Origin of the sequence: Novosphingobium sp. ERW19 (genome assembly GCF_012641315.1) — a bacterium.
Classification (GTDB): Bacteria; Pseudomonadota; Alphaproteobacteria; order Sphingomonadales; family Sphingomonadaceae; genus Novosphingobium.
The window spans coordinates 1-20,772 of record NZ_JABAIC010000022.1 but is presented as its reverse complement, the minus strand read 5'-3'; the positions used below and the strand labels follow the sequence as shown (position 1 = coordinate 20,772).

At 60.5% G+C, this 20,772-nt stretch carries 18 protein-coding genes; 10 read left to right on the top strand and 8 right to left on the bottom strand.

The features are described 5' to 3' along the window. Positions 1–418: 418 nt before the first annotated feature. From HGI46_RS21365 to HGI46_RS21350, 4 genes are all read left to right on the top strand, one after another. A complete protein-coding gene (locus tag HGI46_RS21365) occupies positions 419–1,372 on the top strand; it encodes a DUF2493 domain-containing protein (protein ID WP_168905776.1) in 954 nt (317 codons plus the stop codon). Positions 1,373–1,493: 121 nt separating this feature from the next. Then, positions 1,494–1,955, top strand: coding sequence for a DUF6878 family protein (locus HGI46_RS21360; protein ID WP_168905775.1), 462 nt, complete (start codon positions 1,494–1,496; stop codon positions 1,953–1,955). Positions 1,956–1,965: 10 nt separating this feature from the next. Next, on the top strand, positions 1,966–2,391 hold the full coding sequence (locus tag HGI46_RS21355) for a hypothetical protein (RefSeq protein WP_168905774.1): 426 nt from the start codon (positions 1,966–1,968) through the stop codon (positions 2,389–2,391). Positions 2,392–2,750: 359 nt separating this feature from the next. Next, positions 2,751–3,140, top strand: a complete 390-nt coding sequence (locus HGI46_RS21350) for a single-stranded DNA-binding protein (RefSeq protein ID WP_007688363.1) — start codon at positions 2,751–2,753, stop codon at positions 3,138–3,140. Between the two features lie 115 nt (positions 3,141–3,255). Here HGI46_RS21350 and HGI46_RS22310 read toward each other — a convergent pair whose 3' ends face one another. Then, entirely contained in the window at positions 3,256–3,486 is a 231-nt protein-coding gene (locus HGI46_RS22310; RefSeq protein ID WP_039338502.1) for a DUF6437 family protein, read from the bottom strand. Between the two features lie 323 nt (positions 3,487–3,809). Between HGI46_RS22310 and HGI46_RS21340 the strand changes: the two genes are divergently transcribed. Next, entirely contained in the window at positions 3,810–4,046 is a 237-nt protein-coding gene (locus HGI46_RS21340) for a hypothetical protein (RefSeq protein ID WP_030092316.1), read from the top strand. Between the two features lie 102 nt (positions 4,047–4,148). On the opposite strand, the gene HGI46_RS21335 is transcribed toward HGI46_RS21340, so the two are convergent. After that, on the bottom strand, positions 4,149–4,343 hold the full coding sequence (locus tag HGI46_RS21335; protein WP_066554159.1) for a hypothetical protein: 195 nt from the start codon (positions 4,341–4,343) through the stop codon (positions 4,149–4,151). A 141-nt stretch (positions 4,344–4,484) separates the two neighbouring features. Between HGI46_RS21335 and HGI46_RS21330 the strand changes: the two genes are divergently transcribed. Further along, positions 4,485–5,798, top strand: coding sequence for a site-specific integrase (locus HGI46_RS21330; protein WP_240946941.1), 1,314 nt, complete (start codon positions 4,485–4,487; stop codon positions 5,796–5,798). Further along, positions 5,795–6,991: a site-specific integrase gene (locus tag HGI46_RS21325; protein WP_168905773.1), complete on the top strand. Its 1,197-nt coding sequence runs from the start codon at positions 5,795–5,797 to the stop codon at positions 6,989–6,991. Before HGI46_RS21330 ends, HGI46_RS21325 begins: the two co-directional genes overlap by 4 nt. Before the next feature lie 25 nt (positions 6,992–7,016). Here HGI46_RS21325 and HGI46_RS21320 read toward each other — a convergent pair whose 3' ends face one another. From HGI46_RS21320 to HGI46_RS21295, 6 genes are all read right to left on the bottom strand, one after another. Beyond that, entirely contained in the window at positions 7,017–9,185 is a 2,169-nt protein-coding gene (locus HGI46_RS21320; protein ID WP_168905772.1) for a helix-turn-helix transcriptional regulator, read from the bottom strand. Between the two features lie 312 nt (positions 9,186–9,497). Then, complete coding sequence (locus tag HGI46_RS21315) at positions 9,498–11,126, bottom strand: N-6 DNA methylase (RefSeq protein ID WP_168905771.1); 1,629 nt, start codon at positions 11,124–11,126, stop codon at positions 9,498–9,500. After that, positions 11,104–11,709 carry an HNH endonuclease gene (locus tag HGI46_RS21310; protein ID WP_168905770.1) on the bottom strand — a complete coding sequence of 202 codons (606 nt, stop codon included), beginning with the start codon at positions 11,707–11,709 and terminating at the stop codon, positions 11,104–11,106. The genes HGI46_RS21315 and HGI46_RS21310 overlap by 23 nt, the downstream gene beginning before the upstream one ends. Then, positions 11,702–12,394, bottom strand: coding sequence for a hypothetical protein (locus tag HGI46_RS21305; RefSeq protein WP_168905769.1), 693 nt, complete (start codon positions 12,392–12,394; stop codon positions 11,702–11,704). Before HGI46_RS21305 ends, HGI46_RS21310 begins: the two co-directional genes overlap by 8 nt. Continuing rightward, positions 12,387–14,996 carry a sensor histidine kinase gene (locus tag HGI46_RS21300; RefSeq protein WP_168905768.1) on the bottom strand — a complete coding sequence of 870 codons (2,610 nt, stop codon included), beginning with the start codon at positions 14,994–14,996 and terminating at the stop codon, positions 12,387–12,389. The genes HGI46_RS21305 and HGI46_RS21300 overlap by 8 nt, the downstream gene beginning before the upstream one ends. 302 nt (positions 14,997–15,298) lie before the next feature. After that, positions 15,299–15,598 (bottom strand): hypothetical protein, encoded by a 300-nt coding sequence (locus HGI46_RS21295; protein ID WP_168905767.1) that lies wholly within the window; start codon positions 15,596–15,598, stop codon positions 15,299–15,301. A 67-nt stretch (positions 15,599–15,665) separates the two neighbouring features. Between HGI46_RS21295 and HGI46_RS21290 the strand changes: the two genes are divergently transcribed. From HGI46_RS21290 to HGI46_RS21280, 3 genes are all read left to right on the top strand, one after another. Then, positions 15,666–18,989, top strand: a complete 3,324-nt coding sequence (locus tag HGI46_RS21290) for a type ISP restriction/modification enzyme (RefSeq protein WP_206065884.1) — start codon at positions 15,666–15,668, stop codon at positions 18,987–18,989. A gap of 483 nt (positions 18,990–19,472) precedes the next feature. Further along, on the top strand, positions 19,473–19,805 hold the full coding sequence (locus HGI46_RS21285; RefSeq protein ID WP_168905766.1) for a hypothetical protein: 333 nt from the start codon (positions 19,473–19,475) through the stop codon (positions 19,803–19,805). Next, positions 19,795–20,772, top strand: a 978-nt coding sequence (locus HGI46_RS21280; RefSeq protein ID WP_168905765.1) for a type IV secretion system DNA-binding domain-containing protein, incomplete at its 3' end; no start/stop codon positions are given. The genes HGI46_RS21285 and HGI46_RS21280, both read left to right, overlap by 11 nt.

The window sequence follows — 20,772 nt, the reverse complement described above, 5'->3', positions numbered from 1 at the left end:
GCGGGCACAGCGCTGGCTGTCCCAGATCGCATCCCGTTTCGATGCCTTGTTTGGCGACTACGATTGCCTCGGGCACATGTCGAACGGCGAGGGGGTCTACACCAAGCGCGCAGCTTGAGGTTTGCGAGTTGGTGAGGCGCAGTGCTGGGTTGCCATCCCTGACTGCACTTTGTCGGCCGCTCATGGTCTGTCGCCATGCGAGAGAGGCCCTGGGCCAGCCGCCAGTCTTGCGCAACCCGGCTTGGGCGGACCCGTGTTGGCCTTGGCCCTTCGGGCTCAAGGCCTGCCCGCGCCAGCCCGCCAAGCCGGGTTCCCCCTGACGGGTGCGCAATCCTGCCTGAAGCTGGCCCTGGCGGGCTCTCGCTGGCGCAGCCATGAACGGGTGCGTCGGCCTCACGCCAGTCAGGAGGACTTCCCCATGCACACGTCATTCGCCGACCAACTCGCCGGGCTCGATCTTGCCGGCTTCTCCATCGGTCCTGCTCCCGTATCGACCAGCGATTTCCCGGTCCGGGAGGCGGTTGTCCAAACCCTCGAAGCGGTCTGGTCCGATCTTTTCGCCATGGTGTCCGGGACCGCGCTCGAAGCCGACGCCGAGGATCTTGGCTGGGCCTTCGTCAACATCTTCCACCGCTCGGCGGAACGCAAATCGACGGCCCTCGACAGGGCGACCGACGAGGTCCGCGCGCTGATCGCCACTGCCGACGGATCCGAGGTCCACACCCATGACCTCGAGACCCAGGTCGAGCGAGCGCAGTGCGCCGAAAGTGCGATGCTGGCGCTCGAAGAGATGCGCGAAGTCGCAGCAGCCCTGTACCTCAATGAGTTCGGTTCCTCCTGGAAGCCGGTCTCCAGTTCGCGCTTCAATCACAGCGCCATGATGACTTCTGCGCTCGTCGAAGGTCGCGATTTCCTGCGCGCCCGTGCCGAGGCCAAGCGCCGTGCGGCGGTGCCCGAAGGAACCCCTGTCGTGTTCGCTGGCGGGCGCACCCGTCATGCGACCGAGGACGATGCACTGACCTTCGGCAACAACGTCTGGGCAACGCTCGACAAGGTCCGCGACCGCGTGCCCGACATGGTGCTCATCCATGGCGGCGACACCAAAGGCGTCGACCGTCTGGCATCGAGCTGGGCCGAACGGCGCGGCATCCCGCAGGTCACGTTCTCGCTCGACATGCGGCTGGGCGCTCGTGCTGGCTTCAAGCGCAACGAGCGGATGCTCTCCCTCGATCCACGTTACGTCATCGCCTTTCCGGGCAATGGCGTGCTCGAACGTCTGGTCATCGAAGCCAAGGCCCGGCGGATCACCGTGGTCGATCGGCGCGGGCCCCTTGGCACCAATCCGAAGAGCACTTCGGCAGCCACTGACTGAGGTCATGCCAGTCCTCGCGCCAGCGCCGGGTCGGCGCTGGCGTCGTCCGTCAGAGGAAAGGCGCGCGCCTGTCAGTTTGAGCCAGCGGAGGTCGTTGGCTCCTTTTTACAGGAGGCAGTTCATGATCGATATCGAGGCTGTGATGGCCGATTTTGCCGTTCGCCAGGCCGAGCGGCAGATGCAGGTTGCTGAAGAGATTCAGCAGGTCAAGGTCGCCATTCTTCCGCGCTTGCAGGATGCCGGCATCGCCCGTGTCGAGATCCGCTTTGACGGCTGCGGCGACAGCGGTGCCGTTGAAGAATGTGCATGCCTCGATGCAGCCGGCGCGGGGATCCCGTGCCCGGATGTGACCCTCTTGGAAGGCGAAGCAGGCAGCGTTGATCGTACCGGTTCCAGAGAGCCGCAATCACTCGGGCAGGCACTCGAACAGCTGACCTACCTGGCGCTCGAACGTCACCATCCTGGCTGGGAGATCAACGACGGTGCCTGCGGCGAATTGGTGATCGATGTGGCTGAAGCGACCTTCGTGCTCGACTGCAGCCTGCGTTTCACCGCGACCGATGATCACTCGACCGAGCTCTAGGAGACCCGGCATGGCCCACTGCTACTACCACGCCCTCTCTTCGGTCCGGAAATGGGGCGGCACGGTCGATGACTATCTCCCGCTGCACCAGTGGTTCGACCAGTCCAAGGCAATCCTGGCAGACCCACGACACCGCGCGCTGCGGCACCATGCCGAGGGGATATTCATGCTGGAGGCGATCTTCGGCGAGACCCTCGTCAATGCCGATGGCCGGGTCGTTCCGGTGCGTCTGGTCGGCGAACAGCACGTGCGCGAAGACTTGGGCTCGATCCCCTCCTTTGCCGATTGGGCGCGCTTGATCACGCCGCAGGCCTGGATGCTTCGCGGCAACCCTTTGGACGGCGCTGAAGGGGTGACGATCGACATGCCTGGCCGCGGTGAAGCAGTTGCGCCCTGGAGCGTGCCACCTGCTGAAGCGGTCGGTACCGTGATCTAAGAGGGGGTTCTCCGGTGAAGGGGCGGGGTGGATGATCCTGCCAAGACCGGAGGGAAACGAGTCAGGGCAAACCTGTTCAAGGCATCCAGCTCCACCCGGCTTCGATGCAAACCTGTCCCTGAATCACCCCCCGTCGAGACGCGCAACCCGGATCAGGTCCGACCGAGTTGCCGGGCACGATTTTGCGCATCGCTGGTGCCGAAAACCGGTTCCCACTTTTCGGCGCGATGCTGCGTGCCCGGCTGCCCGCACCACCCGAACCAGTTCCGGGTTTCCCTTTGGTGCGCTTCGCCATGGGGCGCTTCTGCTCGGGTTTTGCAGCCGGGATGGACCCGGAATGCTCGATCAGGAGAAAGCCCATGACCAATCTCGTTATCCTCGTTGGCCGCATCGCTCGCGACCCCGAGACCCGCACCACCCAGGGCGGAACCAGCATCACCTCGATATCGGTCGTGACCGACCGTCCCGCCCGCAAGGATGGCAAGACCTACAAGGACGAAAACGGCTACACCGCCAAGGACAGCGAATTCCACCGGATCACCTGCTTCAATGGCCTGGGTCAGAACGTCGCCAAGTACTGCACTAAGGGCCAGCTCGTGACGGTCGAAGGCCGCATCCACTACACCCAGTGGGAAGATCAGAGCGGCACCAAGCGCTACGGCTGCGAGATCATCGCCGACAAGGTCGACTTCCTCACCAAGGGCCGCTCCGGCAGCAACGAAGGTGCTCCCGATATCGATGAGGACTGAATGTCCTTGCCTCACGACAAGGCCCCGGTGGCAGACGCCATCGGGGCCTATTCATTTGCACGCGTGCGATGCGGCGGCGCGGGGCATCGAACCCCTTGCCGCCGCCGGATGGGTTTTACGCGGGAGCAATCCGCTTCAGCGTCTCCTCGATCCCGAGGGCCATCGATGCGCGAACGATCTGGCGCAACTGCGCCGGATCGATCGTCTCCGCGCCGCACTCGATCAGCAGCTTTCCGAGTTCGGTCGCTGCTTCTTCGCGGAGACGCGCCTCCTCGTTCTCGAGTTGGGCACGCTGTTCACGCAGCTTCTTCAAGGCATCGCGGGCAGTAGGTTTGGACCTGGCCATAGTGCTTCCTTCTTGCTGGCCGTTGGTCCCCTCCGCTGCCGATCTTGGCACTGCGGGCGCATGTAGGAAAATGTTTTGTGGGGCAGGCGTTGCGCTTCTGCGCAGGCGTTGGAGAGGTCTCTCTCGCAGAAAGACCAAGTGTGATGCGGGCTTTGGGGCTGCGTCAAGGACGACGGGGCCCCACCATTTTTACCGGGCAAGCCCGGCAAAAATCGTTGCCCCCATCGCCGCTTCGCGGCCGCTATCGCGGTCCCTGACCCAGCCCGTCACCCACATCCTTCGCAGCTCCTGATGCGACGCATCGAACATCAGGAGGAAAGATCATGTACGCTTCACTGAACATTGCCGCTGCTGGTCCCGCCGCCGATCAGGCAGCCTTCGTTGCTGCCCTGGATCAGGCTCATGCCCGGTCCCTTCACAGCTACTTCACACAGTACGTCCTGACCGATGACGAGGCAGGCTATATCGCGGTCGATGAAGGCGACTACGGCGCCTTGCCCAAGGCCATGCTGGACCGTGTCATCGACACCGTGCCGGGCCGTCTCAGCGATGAATTCTGACCCGCCGGTTTGGGAGGAAGTCCGTCAGGGCTTCCTCCTTTCTTTTTGCTCGCAGACCGTTGCGGCATCCCTCGGCCGATACGGGAAGGCGCGTCGACAGCGTCAGTCGGCGGTGTCAGGACGGTCGAGATCGGCGAGCCGTTCCGGCATACCCAGAACCTTCAACGCCGCGGCCTCAATGGCTTCTGCCTGTGTCGGGAAAGCCTCGGAGGAACTGATCGACACCCCGTTCGGGTAAGTGACTGTCGCCTGGAAGCCGTTGCCCTTCGGTGTCGCACTCAGTGTGACCTGGCCCATGCGGCGCCTCCTTTCTGTCCGGAATATTGGCTGCAACATAGGCGTCGATCCCGTCTGTGCCTATCGCGATCCGCGGATCGGCTAGTTGCCGAGGACCCTTTGAATGGGGATCGCAAAACGCACGCGGTAAACCGCCCTTCTATGGGAAAAAGTGCAATAGAATCAGTGCGCGCGTTCAGCAATGCGCTTGGCAGATCGGTTGCTAGCGAAGGCTATCTGGTCCCCAAAAATCCGCAGAATTTCGGGACTTTAGGCGGCAGTTCTGATATTGCTGATGGCTATATGGTCCCCGCAGTGAAAAAGCAGGGCAACAGGGCCTTCCTTGACGGCAATTTCGCACGCCGGAATCTGCCGCTGAAGGCGAACGAATACTGCATCTGGGACACCGAGCTTGCAGGGTTCGGATTACGGGTTCGCCCGACTGGGAATTACTACTGGTTTGTCCGGCTACGACATCGCGGTAAGCATTGGCGGATCACACTTGGAAGGACGACAGAGCTCGACGCAGCCCTTGCGCGCTCGCAAGCGCGCCGCTTGCTTGCCGAGGTGGCGCTGGACGGACTGCCCAAGCGGGTCGTGGTGCGGTCAACGCCAACCATGAACGATTTTGTGGCTACCTACTTTGACGACCTGTCGCGGATATGGAAATCCTCCACCGCAAGGCGCAACGCCAATGCCTGGCGCTTAGACCTTGCTCCCCACTTCGGTGACATTCTGGTGGCTGACATCACCAAAGCTGATGTCGTGCGCTGGCGTGATGCTTGCGCAGGCGAGCGCGAGGCTCGCTACAACCGCGCGATCCCCGTGCTTGCATCGCTTTTGAACTATGCCGAGGCGCTCAAGATGCGCCGCAAGGGCTCCAACCCGTGCCGGGGGATGCCGCGTTACAAGCGGCAAGCGATGGAGCGGTATCTTACGCCTCGCGAATATGCGCGCGTCGGCGCGGAGCTGCGCGCGCAGGACGCAGAGTTTCCGACGCAGGTTGCGATACTGCGGCTGCTTCTTTTCACTGGCGCACGTCGCGGCGAGATCGAGGGGTTGCAATGGGACTGGGTCAAGCCGCCTCGCCTTGTGCTTCCGGATAGCAAAACTGGCCCGAAGGTGATTTGGCTGAACAGTCAGGCATTGGCGATTCTTGAAGGAATTGCTCGTGTGGAACACTGTCCGTACGTCTTTCCCAATCACAACGGGACGAAACCAATCAATCTCGAAAGGTGGTGGGAGAATTTCCGGCGCCGCTGCGCATTGCCCGACGTGCGCCTCCATGACCTCCGCCATAGCTTTGCTTCGACCGGGATCATGGACGATGTCCCCCTCGCCACAATCGGCAAACTGCTCGGCCATGTGCTCCCTGAAACAACCGCCAAATATGCCCACCTCGCCGACGAGATTGTCGCCGACGCAGCAAAGCGCGTCTCGGGTTCGCTCGCGGGCGCTTTAGGTCTGCGCGTATGACGGCGCTCGGCCTGAAGCAGGTGGTGGAGCAGGCGTTAGCTCGGGTCGGTGCGGACGTCAGCTTCGTCCGTATTCCGAAAGGAAGGCCGCGATCGACGACCTGGCTCGGGATCGAACATGGGTTCGGCATTCGTCACTACGCGACCGGCAGGAACGTCTACATCGTGCAGACGCGGATGGGGGGCAAGCTGCGGACGGTGACGCTGGGGCCAGCGTCGGTTCTGACGCGGGCGCAGGCAACGCAGGTTGCGCGGATTGTGTTGGCCTACGCGCGGGTGGGCCAGGATCCAGCCAGTGAGCGCAAGCGCATCAGGTCAGCACCACGTTACAGCGATTTTCTCGACGAGTTCTGGGAGAAGTGGGCGATCCGCTGGTCTGCAAAGACATGGACTGTCAACGCCAGCTACCGGCGGCTCTACCTGCAAGACGCATTTCATGACCTGTGTATCGACGAGCTCAACGAGGAGCATGTCACCCGGTGGTTCGCCGAGGTCAACCGGCAGACCGGGCCGGGCGCAGCCAACATGGCGTTGGGCTTGTTGAATCTCATGCTCAACAAGGCCGAAGATTGGGGCTATCGGCTTGAAAACACCAATCCATGCCGCGTTGTTCGCACAAACCGCCGAAATCATTTCGAGCGCTTCCTGTCACCTGAGGAGTTGCAGCGCCTTGGCGCAGTACTGGCCAAGGAACGCGCCAGCGATCAGCCGCTGCGCGCGCTGGCGGCCAAGGCGATTACCTTGCTAGCCCTGACCGGGTGCCGCCGAGGCGAAATCCTCGGCCTGCATTGGCAGGACATTCACGGCACGCGCCTCAAGCTGCGGTACGGAAAGACTGGTCCGCGCATGGTTTGGATGGGCGACGAGGCACGTGCGGTGCTCGACACCTGTCCGCGATATGACAAGGTGCCGTGGGTCTTCTGGAATCCTGTCGGTAAGAAGGCGGTAACTGACATTCACCGCTTCTGGAGCGAGTTTCGGGCTGACGCGGGCTTCAGGAATTTCAGGCTGCACGACCTACGCCACAATTTCGCTAGCCATGCCGCAATGAACAAAGAGACCCTGCCTATGATCGGGCGACTGCTGGGGCATGTCTGCATTCAGTCAACGTCGCGCTATGCCCACCTCGATGATGGACACGCGCTCAAAGCAGCAGAACAGATCGGTGCAGCCGTCGAACGAATGCTGGGATGACGCTGTTGCCGAAGCTAGTTATTCGTTATTCCGTTGCTGCCGTTTGCAAATTCAGCGACGGCGCTGCCACCTGCGCCTGATCAGGGCTGATGCCGGCAGCCTGCTTAAGCGGCGCGATAAAGCTCGTCTCCCAAGCCCGCGCAATCCGCCGCTCAAGTTCCTCTCGTAGCTCGACATTGTCCTCGAACCAAGCCCGCAATCGGTCAGCGACACCTTCGCGATATCCGCCCATGCCCAGCCCGTAATCGTGCTCGCAGGCGTCCCACAGCTCTTGCGCGCGGCTGAGCGGCGGCAAGTAGACCGCGCCGCCGTGATGCCGCGCGGCGTTGACAAAGTCCGCTTCCCATTGGGCGATATTGGCAAGAACCTGCATCAGGAAGCCGCGCGCGCTCTCCAGCTCGCCATTGTCCAAGTCCGACTCGATGATCGCCGTCAAGCCCGCGACCACCTCTGATGATCGGATCTTGGCTTCGGCGGCAGCGCCATCCCCGAGATATTGAAAGACGTCGAAGTTCCAGAATCGGCCGTTGCGCAGGGTCGCCGCCCACACCGTCCGCGCGTGGAGGCTGGTTACGGCGCTGAGAAGCCGTTCATACGGATGACGCCTTGCGCCGCGGAGCCCCGCCTTGCGATCGGCGAACCGGGTGAGATTGCCGCTGACCGTGGCCAATGCCGCCATCGCCTCGGCTTCGGCGCGGTTCTCGATCATCTGGCTGATCGCTTCGATCGTCGCCATCGCCGCTTGCGCCTGGGCGTTCCGGACCGCGAGGATGCGGTCGAGGACAAAGGCCGTCAGCTCGCGGGGATCGTCCCCGCTCGCGTCGAAGGCATAGCTCTCGATTCCGGCGAGGCCAATCTTCTGCAAGGCGTCCTCGATCTGGCCGAGCTTGATCTCATAGCCTTCAGCGACGTCCTCTGCCGCCTCGCCCGAATCGTGCCGCATCGACAAGGCGTCCCCCGAGCGGGCCAGCGCCACGATCGCGACGCGGTCGAGCAGGGCCGGATCAGCATCGGTTTCATTGATATGGGTGAGCAGCGCCTGCACGCTCGGATCAGGCGCGCTGCCCCATTTCGAGCAGAGCAAGGTGACTGCGCGCGGATCCTTCAGATGCAGGAGGATGTCAGGGCGCACCGCGCTTCCGTCGACTCCGCGGGTGTCGATGACCGTGATCGACAATCGCGCGTCGGAAATCAGCGCGAAAGGGACTGTGACGGTGATGCGGTCGGGCAAGGAAAAATCCTCGTGCCGGCCATTGTTGATCGCCGTAAAGGTCGTGCGTAGCCACTGGCGCCCCGCTTTGGCGTCGATTCCTTCGAACTCGACCGTGCGCCGGCTGCGGCGCCAGAGGCTGAGCCGGGCGGCGAATTCGGCGGTAAACGCCTCTAGCGTATCGTAATCCTTCGCCAGTTCGGCGGCAGGATCGGGCACGGCTGCGGCGCCCTTACGCGCCCGTGCCGGCCGCGGCAATCCGGCCATGTTGCGCAGCGCACGTTCGACTTCCTCGGCCGGCCTGAATTCCACGCTATTGGAGGAAGGCTCGCCGGAGAGCTTCTCGAAGATGCCTTTGCAGACCTCGCCGACGAGCTTGTAGATCTCCTCGTCGCTCACCGGCTCGACAGTGAGCGCGAACCGCTCACCTGTCTCCACGCGAACGTCGCACAAAGTGGTGCGGCCGCCGCCGGTATCCAGCAGCATGCCCTTGAGGTCGGCGGCTGTCGCCTCGTCGATCACCAGTCCAGCCTGCCGGCACGCTGCGGTCGTCTTGCCGACGCCGATCTCGCCGACATAGACCACTTCGTGGTCCAGCGAGAGGAGATAACGTCCTGCGTCCTCGAGCCGCCGCTCGAGCAGCTGCGCCTGCCCGGCGAGCACGGTCGGCACCTGGCCGTCGCCCAGGAATTCACGCACCGTTTCGAGGCCGCGTTCCACCGATACCAAGGTGGAGAGATCAGGATGGCGCAACGAAGGCTGCGGCAAATGCACCCATTCAAGCGCTAGAAGCTCAGCGAGGGCGGCGGCTTCGGGTGTGCCCACTGCCGACAGATAGGCGGAGACTTCAGTTGCGTCGCCGTCGCCCGCTTCGATCCGCGAGACACGCGTCTGATTGGCACTCATCCGTTCGGCGACCTGTCGTTGCGTCAGTCCCGACGACGCCCTAAGATCGGCCAAGATCGATCCGGTTTCTGTATTCATCGACTCACAATCCTCATTCAATTCAGAATTGAATATATGCGATGCGTATCTGAATGCAAGTCCCTATGGGGGCGCAGACTTCAGGCCTACGCCCCGTTTGGGCGTGCTGCCTGGCGCGTCGGAGTTACCCGCACGGGCACCGCAGAATCATCCTCCGCAAGGGCGGGCAAGTGACCCGTCACCTGGTTTTGGGACCCTACGGGAGGCTTGAGGAGATCCCTCAGCTACACGAGTGCGCAGATTTAGGCTGGTTCGGCGGATTTGAGCTGGAATGAAGGGGAACGGCTCGCACCTGCTGCAAACTCAAAGCAACTAAGTCGGCCTGCCATGCCGAAGGCGGTGCGAACGCACCGAGGACCAGGCACCACGTAAAGATCGAAGCTCAGCTTCGTTCAACGCCAGTTTCTCTCCAAGCCATCGGTCGCCGAAATCGAGTATAGACGATATGTCGGCTGCACCGGAGTGCGCGGTGAGAAACGCCGCGAACTCGGCGTCGCTCGGTTCATGATATATCAGGGGCAACGCGCGAAATTCGTTCGGCGTTAATTCTAGCACTCCCCCACCGTAAAAGCGGCCCTCTATTTCGGAGAAGAGCAGCGTCAGGGAGTTGTAAAATGAGAAGCAAATCCCGCGCATAGAATAGCCCTCATGCGCCCGCAGACCATAGGCGGTGTCGGTAATGAAGACGTCTGCGGCATTCAAACATATCCGTGGATATTCGTGCGAGCGCTTAAAGACGAACCCGTCAGCGCGGGGTACGAGTGGCACCTCATACCATCTCTCTCGGTTGCGGCACTTGTAGCGCTTATGAAAACCGCGTTCCTCGCCTGTCAGGAGATAAGACTCAACCTTCGACGGAAACTCGCTTCGCTTGCCGTTCAACCGGAGGAAGCGGCAAGGTTCGCGCTCTGCGATAGCTGCGAAGTCGCTTGCCGAGAAGATGGGTAGCCGGCTCGCGAAGCTGCCCTTTTTCAGGATGGGCAGCGTCAATTCTAGGAGTTGGAGTTCCTTCGCTCGCGCTTCTGTTAGTATAAAAAAATCGTTTGCTGCGGTGACAATGCCGGGAGCGCTGGTGCAATAATCGGAAACTTTACGGCTTTCGCGTCTGAGGCGCTGGATCAAAGGTAGCGTCGCCGGGCAAATCAGAAACTTGTTGAGTTCAAGCGCGAGCGTTTCTTCCCCAGTGATCTCGAGTGCGTGCTCCCGAGCCACCCCTAACTCAGTCATCTCGACGACACGTTGAATGAACAGACCCGCTGGTACTCTGGGGCGCTTCTGACCGACAAAAATTATCGCATCCTGATCGAGCGTAGGGAACGCCTTCTGATCAGAGATGAAAAGATCGACTCTAGAAAATTCATTGCAGAGCCAGAGGAGAGCCTGCTGGCCATAGGCAACCGTCATCATCTCGTAGGGTATCACAAAAGCAGCGACGCCACCGTCCGCGAGCAACCGAGTCGAAGCCGCCAAAAACGCAACCCAGCTATTCTTGAGTTGCGGAAGCGGATATTCGATAAGATTTGACAGCTTACTTAGATTTTCTTTGAATTTATCAGAATAGTTGTGCTTTCGGATGAAAGGTGGGTTACCGATAACCAGATCGAACTTCTTGCCGTCCGATACAATCCTGTCGCAAGCAAATTTTAGAAAATCACTCGCATGAAACGCAGCCTCACCAGGCCAGAGACCAGCGGACAAGTTCAATGACGAGATTACGCCGATGTCGATATCGACCCCGGTCAGACTAGCCCTCGGAAAATGACGCGCAAGCGAGTCCACAAAAGCACCGTCCCCGATGCTGGGTTCGAGGATCGTGGGCCGCAAGGTGCGAACCAGGCCTCGGACGTGAGATGTCACCGCCGAGGCGACGTCCGTTGGTGTATAGACCGCGCCCGTAAGCCGGATTGATGCCCGATCCTTAAGCGGCAGCACGTAATTCATAGTCATCAATCGCTTCAGTCAGGCTCACATAGCGCTCGAGCAGCTCGATATATGCGTCGCCTTTCACTGCACGAGCCTTCATCGTTTCAATCAGCACTTTGACCTCGTCCCGCAACACGCGTGCTCGTCGCGCCTGCCACAACAGTTCGTGTCGTAGCAAATTGAAGCGCAGGCGTTTCGCGATATAGGCTCCGAGCTCCCCTACAGGGACAATGCGGCCGGAGGGATCGCGCCGGAAATGCGCTTCATACTGATCGCAACACGGATCGACGAACCCGCGTGTCCCGTCATTTGGAACACTGGCGTCACTGCCGACCCAGTGGTCCGACTTGGCCATGTTGCAGAAGCGGCAAGCATACACGAGGTTTCCATAGTCGCATTCCAGCGCCGGAAAAATCTTCCGCGGTGCGAAATGATCAATATGGAACGTAATTCGGTCGACTCTCAAATCATCGTCGCCGCAATACCCGCAGGCGTTGGCGAAATCCTGCCGGAGGTCGTCTCGATATAAACCATAGCGCGTTTGCGGAGGAACTTTTCGGCGCGTGGGCACGCGAGCGCGTATCGACAGACCGTCAGCCATCGGTGGCGCCTTCCTCACCAAGCGTCCTCTTTATATCGGCGATAAGCCTTTCGGTATCCGCGAGCAGCTCCTGCTTGCGGCTGTACAGACCGCCGTCGAAGATCGCCCGGCGGGCATCTTGGCTCACGGCATGGTCTGCTCCGAACTGAGCTTCTATGCGCGTGTCGAGCTGTACAATCCGTTCGATTTGGGTGGCGGTGAGGGTGCTGCGTTCGATTGCCAAAAGCGCTTCTAGTTCGTCCGACCACTTTTGCAGTTGCAACTTGTGATGGGCAATCTGGAGGCTGATACGTTCGAACAAGGGTCTATTGAGATCCTGCGAACCTTCTTCCTTGGAATAGACACGGTTGACGTCATCTGTGCCGTGCAGTGCGTCATTGTCCCACGAGGTCCGGATAAAGCAGGGAAATTCTGCTCGTGCGGCCAGATAGGCGGTAACCAGCTGCCCGCCATCATATTCAATCGGTGAGGCGTCGGAGAGCCGAAAATCGGATACGAGTGCGTCAATCGGCAGCGTCAGAAGCACCTCGAGCATATCTGCGAGGCGCGCTTCAGGCTTAAGAATGATCACTTCACGAAAGAGGTTGCTGTTATCCGCATCGATGAGAAAATCCTCAAGTGCGTCTTCGTCTTCATCGACATAGGCGATGATCGGGCGCTCGGTAGCCTGTGTCGCGTCAGCCATTCATAGCCTCGGCGCTTGGAGATCGGTACATTGGCAACCGGATACTGATAGAGAAACCAGGCTCGCCCATGGCGCTCTGCAACGAGACAGACCCACGATACTCCTCAACAACGGTCTTGAGTAGCCACATGCCTAGCCCTGTCCCGGCAGCATCGCCACTGACCGCTTCCTTTTTCGAGGAGGTGCCAAACTGGAAGATATCCTCAGCAATATTGAACTCGTTCGGAATGCCCGGACCGTTGTCGTTGTATCGAATATCGATCCACCCATCATCTTCCGCATTAATGTCGATCTTTATCTTACGCTCCATTGGCGCCGACGGCTTGACTAATGCTTCTACAGAATTATTGATTAAATTGTAGAAAATACTATCAAGATCGATCTCGTGCGCAAGTACTGTGAGACTTTTGATAGAACTTGGGCCGATGCCTAAGGAAATGCTCTTGGATTGCAGGAATTCCTCCCAATAGCTCTCTACGCCTGCAAGATACTCTGCCAGATTCACCACCCGCCGCCGCCGCTTGGCTGGCGACACCGCCGACAAAGCGAAGTTGACCCACCGGCTGACCTTTTCGTCCTGCCGCCGCAGACGTTCCAGCATCCGGAAAGGGTTGTGCGCAGGTGTCAAGGCGGCCAGACGATCCTGGTCAGCGACTTTTTCGATGGCATCGGACAGTCGCTGTGAGCGGCTGTCTATATTGGTTTTGACCTGCTTAAGTTCGTGTGTAAAAGAAACAAGCACGGTTCCAAGCGTCGCCATGCCACGCATGACTTGGATATCGTCCCGAAGACTTTCGTTCTTGCGAACCTCGGAACTATAGGCCTGCGATACCTGCCGCAGCGCGAGCTCGTTATCACGCTGCGCTTCTTCGATTGGGGTCTTTTGCTGGTCGAACAGGTCCGACTGTACCTCTACGGGAGGAAATTGCTCTTCGTCGTCGGCAGGCTCCGACGCGTCCGCTTTGCCGAGAAGCTCCTCAGCGATACGGCGGCCCTGTTCCGCTTCCTTCTCTTCTTCATGGTCAAGGTCGAAAGCAGCACTGAACTGGCCGAGGACATAGGCCCGGTCGTTCTCAAATTCCTTGATCAGTGCGAGCACGATTGTGCGGAAGGCCTCGAACGCTCGCTCGTTCATGACCCCTTCGCGGCTCGACTGATCTGCCAGGTGCGGATTGCCGACCTTGCTGATATGCAGCGTCCCTGCGACTTGGGTTGGTGGAACACGCCAGCCTATCCGCGACGCCGGTGCCGGATTGCGGGCGACCCGATCGCCGAGCAGCAGCCAGTCGTACGTCGTCGAGCCGGGCTCGCCGTAAGGCCGCACTCGGAAATTGTCGCGGTACAACCGAATGCCGCCTGATGACTTTAGCCAGCGCCTTCGCTTTCCCACGTCGAAACTCTTCTGGGGATAGCGCAGCAGGTTATCACTGGTGGGGTTAGTGAGCTTGAAAAAATAGAGCGTAAACGAGAACGGGCCGATGGCCTTGTAATCGGCTAGTGCTTCGTCTTTTGCACCCGTTAGTCGTCCCAGATCGGTCGTGTAGGTCACCGAGCCGGCGTCAAAATCCTGCTTTCTGAAGGGTGCCTTCTTCATTGCTTCTAGCTGGAAGACCCGCGACCGGATGCGTGGCACGTCGATCTCGCGTCGGTCCAAAGTAATCGTGATCTCGCCTGTCTCGCCGACCCTGGCCACCATGCGATAGTCGAAGTGATCGGGAGGAAAATTGTCTATGAAGCCGCTCTCTGCGGGAGCGCGGTGATCATAGACGAAGATATCGAAATCACCGCGGTCATGCGGCGGAAGAAGCGCTTCCAGCGTTTCCTTAAGGCGAAGGCTGTCGCGAGCGTCCCAGACGTCATGTAGAAAGCCGATCCGAATCGCCGTTCCCTTTGTGAAATCAAGGGGCTTGCTTTCGTCGTCGCGGGATGGCCCCACCTTGGGAAGCACCGCATCTAAGCCGAATTCTACATAGGCGTCGGATAGATGGCGCGCCTCTATTTCAAGTACCGCCTCGACATCGCTGATGATCTTTCCCGCTCCTTCGAACTCGGTCCAATCGACAAGCCAGTGCGTGGTCTCGCTGCTGTCGGGCAAAGCCGAGAATAGTTCACATTCTTGGCCAAGGCGATCGAGTGCGAAACGACCGATGCCTTTCGCGCCGGTGACTACGCGGCCTCCGACTGATCGATCATTGATTTCCTTGGTGTCGGTACCAATGACCATCCAGCGGTCCCTGATCGTCTCAGCCGACATGCCATGACCGTTGTCAACGATCCAAAGTTCGAGGAATTGCGCAAACGCCTCTGCTAGTGTTTCTTGGTCTTCGACAAAATTGCAGGACGTGAGGGCCCACATATCACCATCGGGGACGAAAAATTTATCAATGTTCGGGGCGAGGCGTAGCAGCGTATCATGCTCCCGCTGCGTGATCTTGGCGGGCAACTCTGACCATCTCGGCAGGAATAAAACTGCGCAAACCGTTGAATCGGCATCATAAGCATTCTTTACCAGCTCGGTAACAGCACCTTGGGGCGTGCCGACATTTTCGCGTCCAATCAGCCGCGCGGCGCGTGCCGAAACGCTGAATGGGACCTTCGCCATGGTCGTTTATTGCCCCCTCTACGTAGCTGCCGCCAAGCCACTGTACTGCCAGAATAGCCCGCTGTTGATCAATCCATAGGTACGACCCCACGCTAAGACCGTAGCAAAAAAGGCCCGTCGTTGTATGTAGGAAATCAGCACGCTAGCGTGATCCGGCTACAACCAAGGCCTGCAATCGCGCGCTGACCTCTGAAATTGCTCAGACAGGAGCCACCAATCCCAGTCATTGCGGACACTGTGCAGTCTGCCATCAGGCTGTCGGTGACCATCGTTGTCGCCCGAATCCGCCCGGCAAGGCGCGCTTACGCCGCCAGCAATAGCTCGATCCGCTCGACTTCCCGCGCGAACTCGAAGCGCAACTGGTCCCGCTCATCCTCGGGCAACCAATTGGCCATCTGCGGGAAAACCACCTTGTGGTATTTGAACGTCTGCCGGTCCCACGGACATTCTGCCTGAGCGCTGCGAGCCTCGGCCAGTATGTCGTGCAGCTCGCGGCGGACCTCATCGCGATCCGGCTCATACGACGGAGCAGGCACATCGTCGCCGAGGTCGAAGCCCAATTGGGCCGAGCCACCGAACAGATTGCCAGAATCTTCCGCCATTTACTTGTCCAAAGCCGTTGCGGGCACAGCGCGCCCTGTGCCACAGAATATGCACGGGAGGCATCGGGTGACGCAAGCCAAAACCATCGAAAAGGCTGTGGGGGAATTCGGCGCTGCGGCCAAGGCCAAGCTGGCGGGCGGTGACGGTCAGCCGGAGGATCAGCTTCGCGCGCCGCTCGAAACTCTATTCGCCGATGTTGCGGCAATCCTGCATCCGGCAGTGCAGAACCTTGTATTGACCGGCGAAACCTCACTTGCGGAGATGCGCACCCGGCCCGACTATGCGGTCAAGGTCAAGAACGCTCTCGTCGGCTTCATCGAGGTGAAGGCCCCCGGGAAAGGGGCCGATCCGCGCAAATGGAAGACCGGCCACGACAAGGAACAGTGGGACAAGCTCAAGGCGCTGCCCAACCTGCTCTACACCGATGGTGACAGCTTCTCGCTGTGGCGCGATGGCGTGCTGGTTGGACAGATCGTCCACCTCGATGGCGGGATCGAACATGCGGGAGCGAAGCTCGCCGCGCCGCAAACCTTCCTGCCGCTGCTCAGTGACTTCCTCACCTGGAACCCCATTCCCCCCAGAAGCGCGACCGAACTGGCGCGCGTTTCCGCACGGCTGTGCCGATTCCTGCGGGATGAGGTGCTGGAACAGCTCGGCGCATCGGAAAAGAACGCGCGGCTGACCGACCTCAAGGACGACTGGAAGGCGCTGCTCTTCCCCGATGCCGATGACGAGAAGTTCGCCGATGGCTATGCGCAGGCCGTCACCTTCGGTCTGCTCATGGCGAAGTCGAAGGACATGGCGCTGACCGGCGGTCTCGACCATGTCGCGCGCGAACTCGGCAAGGCCAACACGCTGATCGGCACCGCGCTGCGGCTGCTGACCGAACAGGACCTCAACCTTGGCCCCGCGCTCGATACGCTGACCCGCGTGCTGGACGAGGTTTCATGGGCCAAGGTGTCCAAGGGCGATCCCGAGGCCTGGCTCTATTTCTACGAGGATTTCCTCGAGGTCTACGACAACAAGCTGCGCAAGCTGACAGGCAGCTACTACACCCCGCCCGAAGTCGTGCGCACCATGGTACGATTGTGCGACGAGGCGCTGAAAAGCCCCCGCTTCGGCATCGCCGATGGCCTCGCCGGCAAGGACGTGCATATCGTCGATCCGGCGACCGGATCGGGCACCTTTCTGCTGGGCCTGATCGAGCGGATCAAGGCCACGATCGCTGCGCGCGATGGCGAGGGCAATGTCGCGGCATCGATGAACGAGATCGCGGGCCGTCTGGTCGGCTTCGAGCTGCAATTCGGTGCCTTTGCCGTGGCGCAGCTACGGCTGCTGGCGGAGATGCTGGAAATCGGCGCAGACGCCACCCCGCGCCTGTTCGTCACCGACACGCTGGGCGATCCCTTTGCCGATCTCGAAACCGGTCAAGGCATCTACCGCGAAATATCGAAATCGCGCACCGAGGCGAACAAGGTCAAGCGCAGCGAACCCATCACCGTCGTCATCGGCAACCCGCCCTACAAGGAGAAGGCCAAAGGCAAGGGTGCGTGGGTCGAGAACGGCAGCCCTGCCAAGCAAAAGCGCGAGGATATTCCCCTCAATTCCTGGCAGCCGCCCAAGGAATGGAAAGTGGGCGCGCACGCGAAACATCTGCGCAACCTCTATGTCTATTTCTGGCGCTGGGCGGCTTGGAAGGTGTTTGAGCAGGGTGCCGGTGGACGAGACCTCGACCCGCCCGTTCAGGAACAGCTTTCGGGCATGGTCTGCTACATTACCGTGGCGGGTTTTTTGAACGGCGATGGCTTCCAGAAAATGCGCGCCGATCTGCGCAGCCAGTGTGACGATATCTGGGTGATTGATTGCACGCCCGAAGGCCATCAGCCCGATGTGCCAACGCGCATTTTTCAGGGCGTGCAACACCCGGTCTGCATCGTGCTCGCAAGCCGCTCTCGTGAGCCCGGCAAGGACGCTGCGCGGGTGCGCTACCGGGCGCTCGCCAAGGGTCGCCGCGAGCAGAAATTCGAGGAGCTGAAAACCATCACGCTGGCGGGCGGCGGGTGGAGCGATTGCCCCTCCGATCCGCGCGCGCCCTTCCTCCCGGAACTTCGGGAAGGGTGGGGCGCATTCGCCCCGCTTGATGCGGTAATTGGCGATTGCGGTTCGGGCGTAATGCCGGGGCGCACATGGATCATCGCCCCGGATGAAGTGTCGCTGAAGCAGCGCTGGAAGCGGCTTGTTGAAGAGCCGAAGGCGGATAAGCGCGCAATGCTTTTCCAGCCCCATATGCGCGACGGCAAACCCGGCGACAGGCATATCGGCAAGTCCGGAAAGGCGCTTTGGTGGCCTCAGCGCGAGGTGCTCACTGCTGTCGAAGATGCACCAAAGCAGGTTGACCACGAGGACCAGAAACTACGGCTTTTGGCGCGTCGCGCTCTCGCTGGGGAGGCTCCGGTTCGATACGGTTTCCGGTCGTTTGACCGGCAGTATATCCTGCCCGATGCGCGGGTCATTAATCAGCCGAATCCGGGCCTCTGGGACAACTACAGCGACAAGCAGATTTTTCTCTCTGCGCTTATGGCGCACAGTCCGAAATCCGGCCCTGCGATTTCAGCAACGGCTCTCATACCGGATCTCCATCAATACAAAGGGTCATTCGGCGGGCGAGTGTTTGCCCTGTGGAAGACCGCCGCCGCGACCGAAGCCAACATCTCCCCTACCGTCATCGCGCTTCTCTCCAAGGCATTCGGCGCGCCGGTCGATTCGGTCGATATCTTTGCCTATGTCGCGGCGCTGCTGGCCCATCCGGCCTACACCGCCAGCTTCGCCGAAGACCTCGTCCGCCCCGGCCTGCGGGTGCCGATGACTGCCCATGCTGCGCTCTTTGCCGAAGCCGCAAAGCTGGGCCGCGAGGTGATCCGGCTGCACACCTTCGGGGAACGCTTCGCCACCGAAGACCCACCCCGTCCGCCGCGCGTTGGCGAAGGCGGCCCGACCCAGCCCAAGGACGGCGCAATCCCCTCCACGCCCGAGGGTTTTCCCGACACGCTCGAATACGATGCCGCCAGGCGCCGACTCCTCGTCGGCACCGGTTTCATCGACAATGTCCCACCCGCCGTCTGGGCCTATGAAGTGTCGGGCAAACAGGTGCTGCGCCAATGGTTCAGCTACCGCCGCAAGAACCGCGAACGCCCCCTCATCGGCGACAAGCGCCCGCCCTCTCCGCTCGGCGATATCCAGCCCGATCGGTGGTTACCCGAATACACCAGCGAGCTCATCAACGTGCTCAATGTTCTGGCGCTGCTGGTCGAGCTGGAGCCGAAGCAGGCGGACCTTATGAAGCGCATCTGCGACGGCCCACTGATCCCCGCCAGCAAGCTGAATGGCTAAGCGATCATGCCTGTAACGGAAGCGGTTTGCTCGTCCGGCGGCATCCCTGCTTCTGATGGCTATTTGGTCCCCATTCCGGAACAAAGCCGGATTTGGTCGGAAAACTGGCCGCGAAACTCATGGCCGCACGGCCAAGCGGCACCCCCTGAAATGCCAAAGATTCAGGCACTTCGAAGATGAGCTCTAAAGACCGGAAACAGGCTTCAGTCCCTCTTGACGAAAGCACACCGTACGCGACAAATCGCTGGAATGATTGACGGAAAAGCAAGTAATTACAGTTTCATGGATCGAATTCGGCGAAATGGCAGCTTCTCCGTCAAAAATGACGTGGGCGAGGGGAGTTACGTGGATTTGACCAAAGCGAGGCCGAGAATGGCGGAATTCCGCAGTCCCATATGTTCTTGACATGTTCTTGAATCTGACTTAGCTTCAACCTCGCCTTTCGCAGTGTGAACCGGGCTCCTGACCACAAGGAGTCTGTGCATGACACGGCCAATCTGTCTCCAGGTTTACATCTCCAGCGAGCTCAGTTCGCTGATCCGCAAGGCTGCCAAGGCCAAGGGGATCAGCATGAGCGAGTGGGTTCGCGCCTTGCTCGCCAATGCCTGCACCGAGGACGAGCTTGCCTCGCGGCTCGACGCTTCCATTGAACGCATTTCCCGCCGCTCGGTGTTCCTCATGGTCGGGGTTGATGCGCTGCTGGCAGGGCACCCCGACCACGCGCTGCGCGGTCGGGCTCACCAGGCTTACGTGCGCAAATGCAAGGAACTCGGTCTTTCCACAGCCGCTGGCGAGGGAGGCTCCGATGAAGCGTAATCTCGTCAACTTCACGCGTGGCAGCCAGCTGCTCGGACACTTCAGCTTCATGTTCGCGGCGGGTCTCAAGGGCCCATTGATTGTCGCCGCGCTCGTGTTCTCATGGACCTCATGGTGGACCATTTCGGCAGGCCTCACCGATCACGAAGTCTATCTCGTTTGGATGCGGATCTACGCTGCCATCTACGGCTTCATGGAGTTCGATCCCGCCAAACGGATCACCTTGGAAACCGCCTTCGGCGCGACCATCCAGTTTCCGATTGCCCAGCTCGAGCACTACCCCCCGGTGGTCCATGCGTGGGAGAAGCTGATGGCGCTTCTGACCAGTGCCTTGTGGCGTTCCGGGTTCTTGTTGGTACCCGCTTTTGCCGTCTTCTATTGGTTCGCCGAGCGGTTCGGTGGCCGCTCCAAAGAGCGCAAACATGAGCGCGGCGCGATGCTCATCACGCTCCCCGAGCTGGTCGATGAACTGACCGCGCACAACCGGCGCGAGCGCACCCGTGAGCTCGATTCCGCGCTGGGCTGGAAATGGCGGCTCAGCCTGCCGCGAGAGATCGCCCGTGTCTTTCCCTATCGGCCATCGCATATCGCCACGGTCTCCTATCCCTGGCGGCTCGAGCAAAGCCATGCGATGCTCATTGGCACCACCGGTATGGGCAAGACCGTGGCGATCTCCGACATGATTGCGGAGGCAAGAGCCAAGGGCCAGCGCTGCGTGGTCTTCGACCTGACCGGCGCCTTTATCGAGCACTTCCATGCGGCCCATTGCGACATCATCCTGAACCCGCTCGATGCGCGCTGCCCCCAGTGGAGCCTGTTTGACGAATGCCGCTCCGAAGGTGAGTTCTGGGCCGCCGCGGACGCCCTCGTCCCCCATGACGGGGGCGGAGAAGCCCAGTTCTGGGTGATCGCTGCCCGCGCGCTGTTCGTCGAATTCTGCCTCAAACTTGTGGCCGAAGGCAGAGCG

Bases quoted from the DNA above. Each gene is read 5' to 3' on its own strand.
- HGI46_RS21365 (WP_168905776.1), top strand. From the start codon at position 419: ATGCACACGTCATTCGCCGACCAACTCGCCGGGCTCGATCTTGCCGGC.
- HGI46_RS21360 (WP_168905775.1), top strand. From the start codon at position 1,494: ATGATCGATATCGAGGCTGTGATGGCCGATTTTGCCGTTCGCCAGGCC.
- HGI46_RS21355 (WP_168905774.1), top strand. From the start codon at position 1,966: ATGGCCCACTGCTACTACCACGCCCTCTCTTCGGTCCGGAAATGGGGC.
- HGI46_RS21350 (WP_007688363.1), top strand. From the start codon at position 2,751: ATGACCAATCTCGTTATCCTCGTTGGCCGCATCGCTCGCGACCCCGAG.
- HGI46_RS22310 (WP_039338502.1), bottom strand. From the start codon at position 3,486: ATGGCCAGGTCCAAACCTACTGCCCGCGATGCCTTGAAGAAGCTGCGT.
- HGI46_RS21340 (WP_030092316.1), top strand. From the start codon at position 3,810: ATGTACGCTTCACTGAACATTGCCGCTGCTGGTCCCGCCGCCGATCAG.
- HGI46_RS21335 (WP_066554159.1), bottom strand. From the start codon at position 4,343: ATGGGCCAGGTCACACTGAGTGCGACACCGAAGGGCAACGGCTTCCAG.
- HGI46_RS21330 (WP_240946941.1), top strand. From the start codon at position 4,485: ATGGGAAAAAGTGCAATAGAATCAGTGCGCGCGTTCAGCAATGCGCTT.
- HGI46_RS21325 (WP_168905773.1), top strand. From the start codon at position 5,795: ATGACGGCGCTCGGCCTGAAGCAGGTGGTGGAGCAGGCGTTAGCTCGG.
- HGI46_RS21320 (WP_168905772.1), bottom strand. From the start codon at position 9,185: ATGAATACAGAAACCGGATCGATCTTGGCCGATCTTAGGGCGTCGTCG.
- HGI46_RS21315 (WP_168905771.1), bottom strand. From the start codon at position 11,126: ATGAATTACGTGCTGCCGCTTAAGGATCGGGCATCAATCCGGCTTACG.
- HGI46_RS21310 (WP_168905770.1), bottom strand. From the start codon at position 11,709: ATGGCTGACGGTCTGTCGATACGCGCTCGCGTGCCCACGCGCCGAAAA.
- HGI46_RS21305 (WP_168905769.1), bottom strand. From the start codon at position 12,394: ATGGCTGACGCGACACAGGCTACCGAGCGCCCGATCATCGCCTATGTC.
- HGI46_RS21300 (WP_168905768.1), bottom strand. From the start codon at position 14,996: ATGGCGAAGGTCCCATTCAGCGTTTCGGCACGCGCCGCGCGGCTGATT.
- HGI46_RS21295 (WP_168905767.1), bottom strand. From the start codon at position 15,598: ATGGCGGAAGATTCTGGCAATCTGTTCGGTGGCTCGGCCCAATTGGGC.
- HGI46_RS21285 (WP_168905766.1), top strand. From the start codon at position 19,473: ATGACACGGCCAATCTGTCTCCAGGTTTACATCTCCAGCGAGCTCAGT.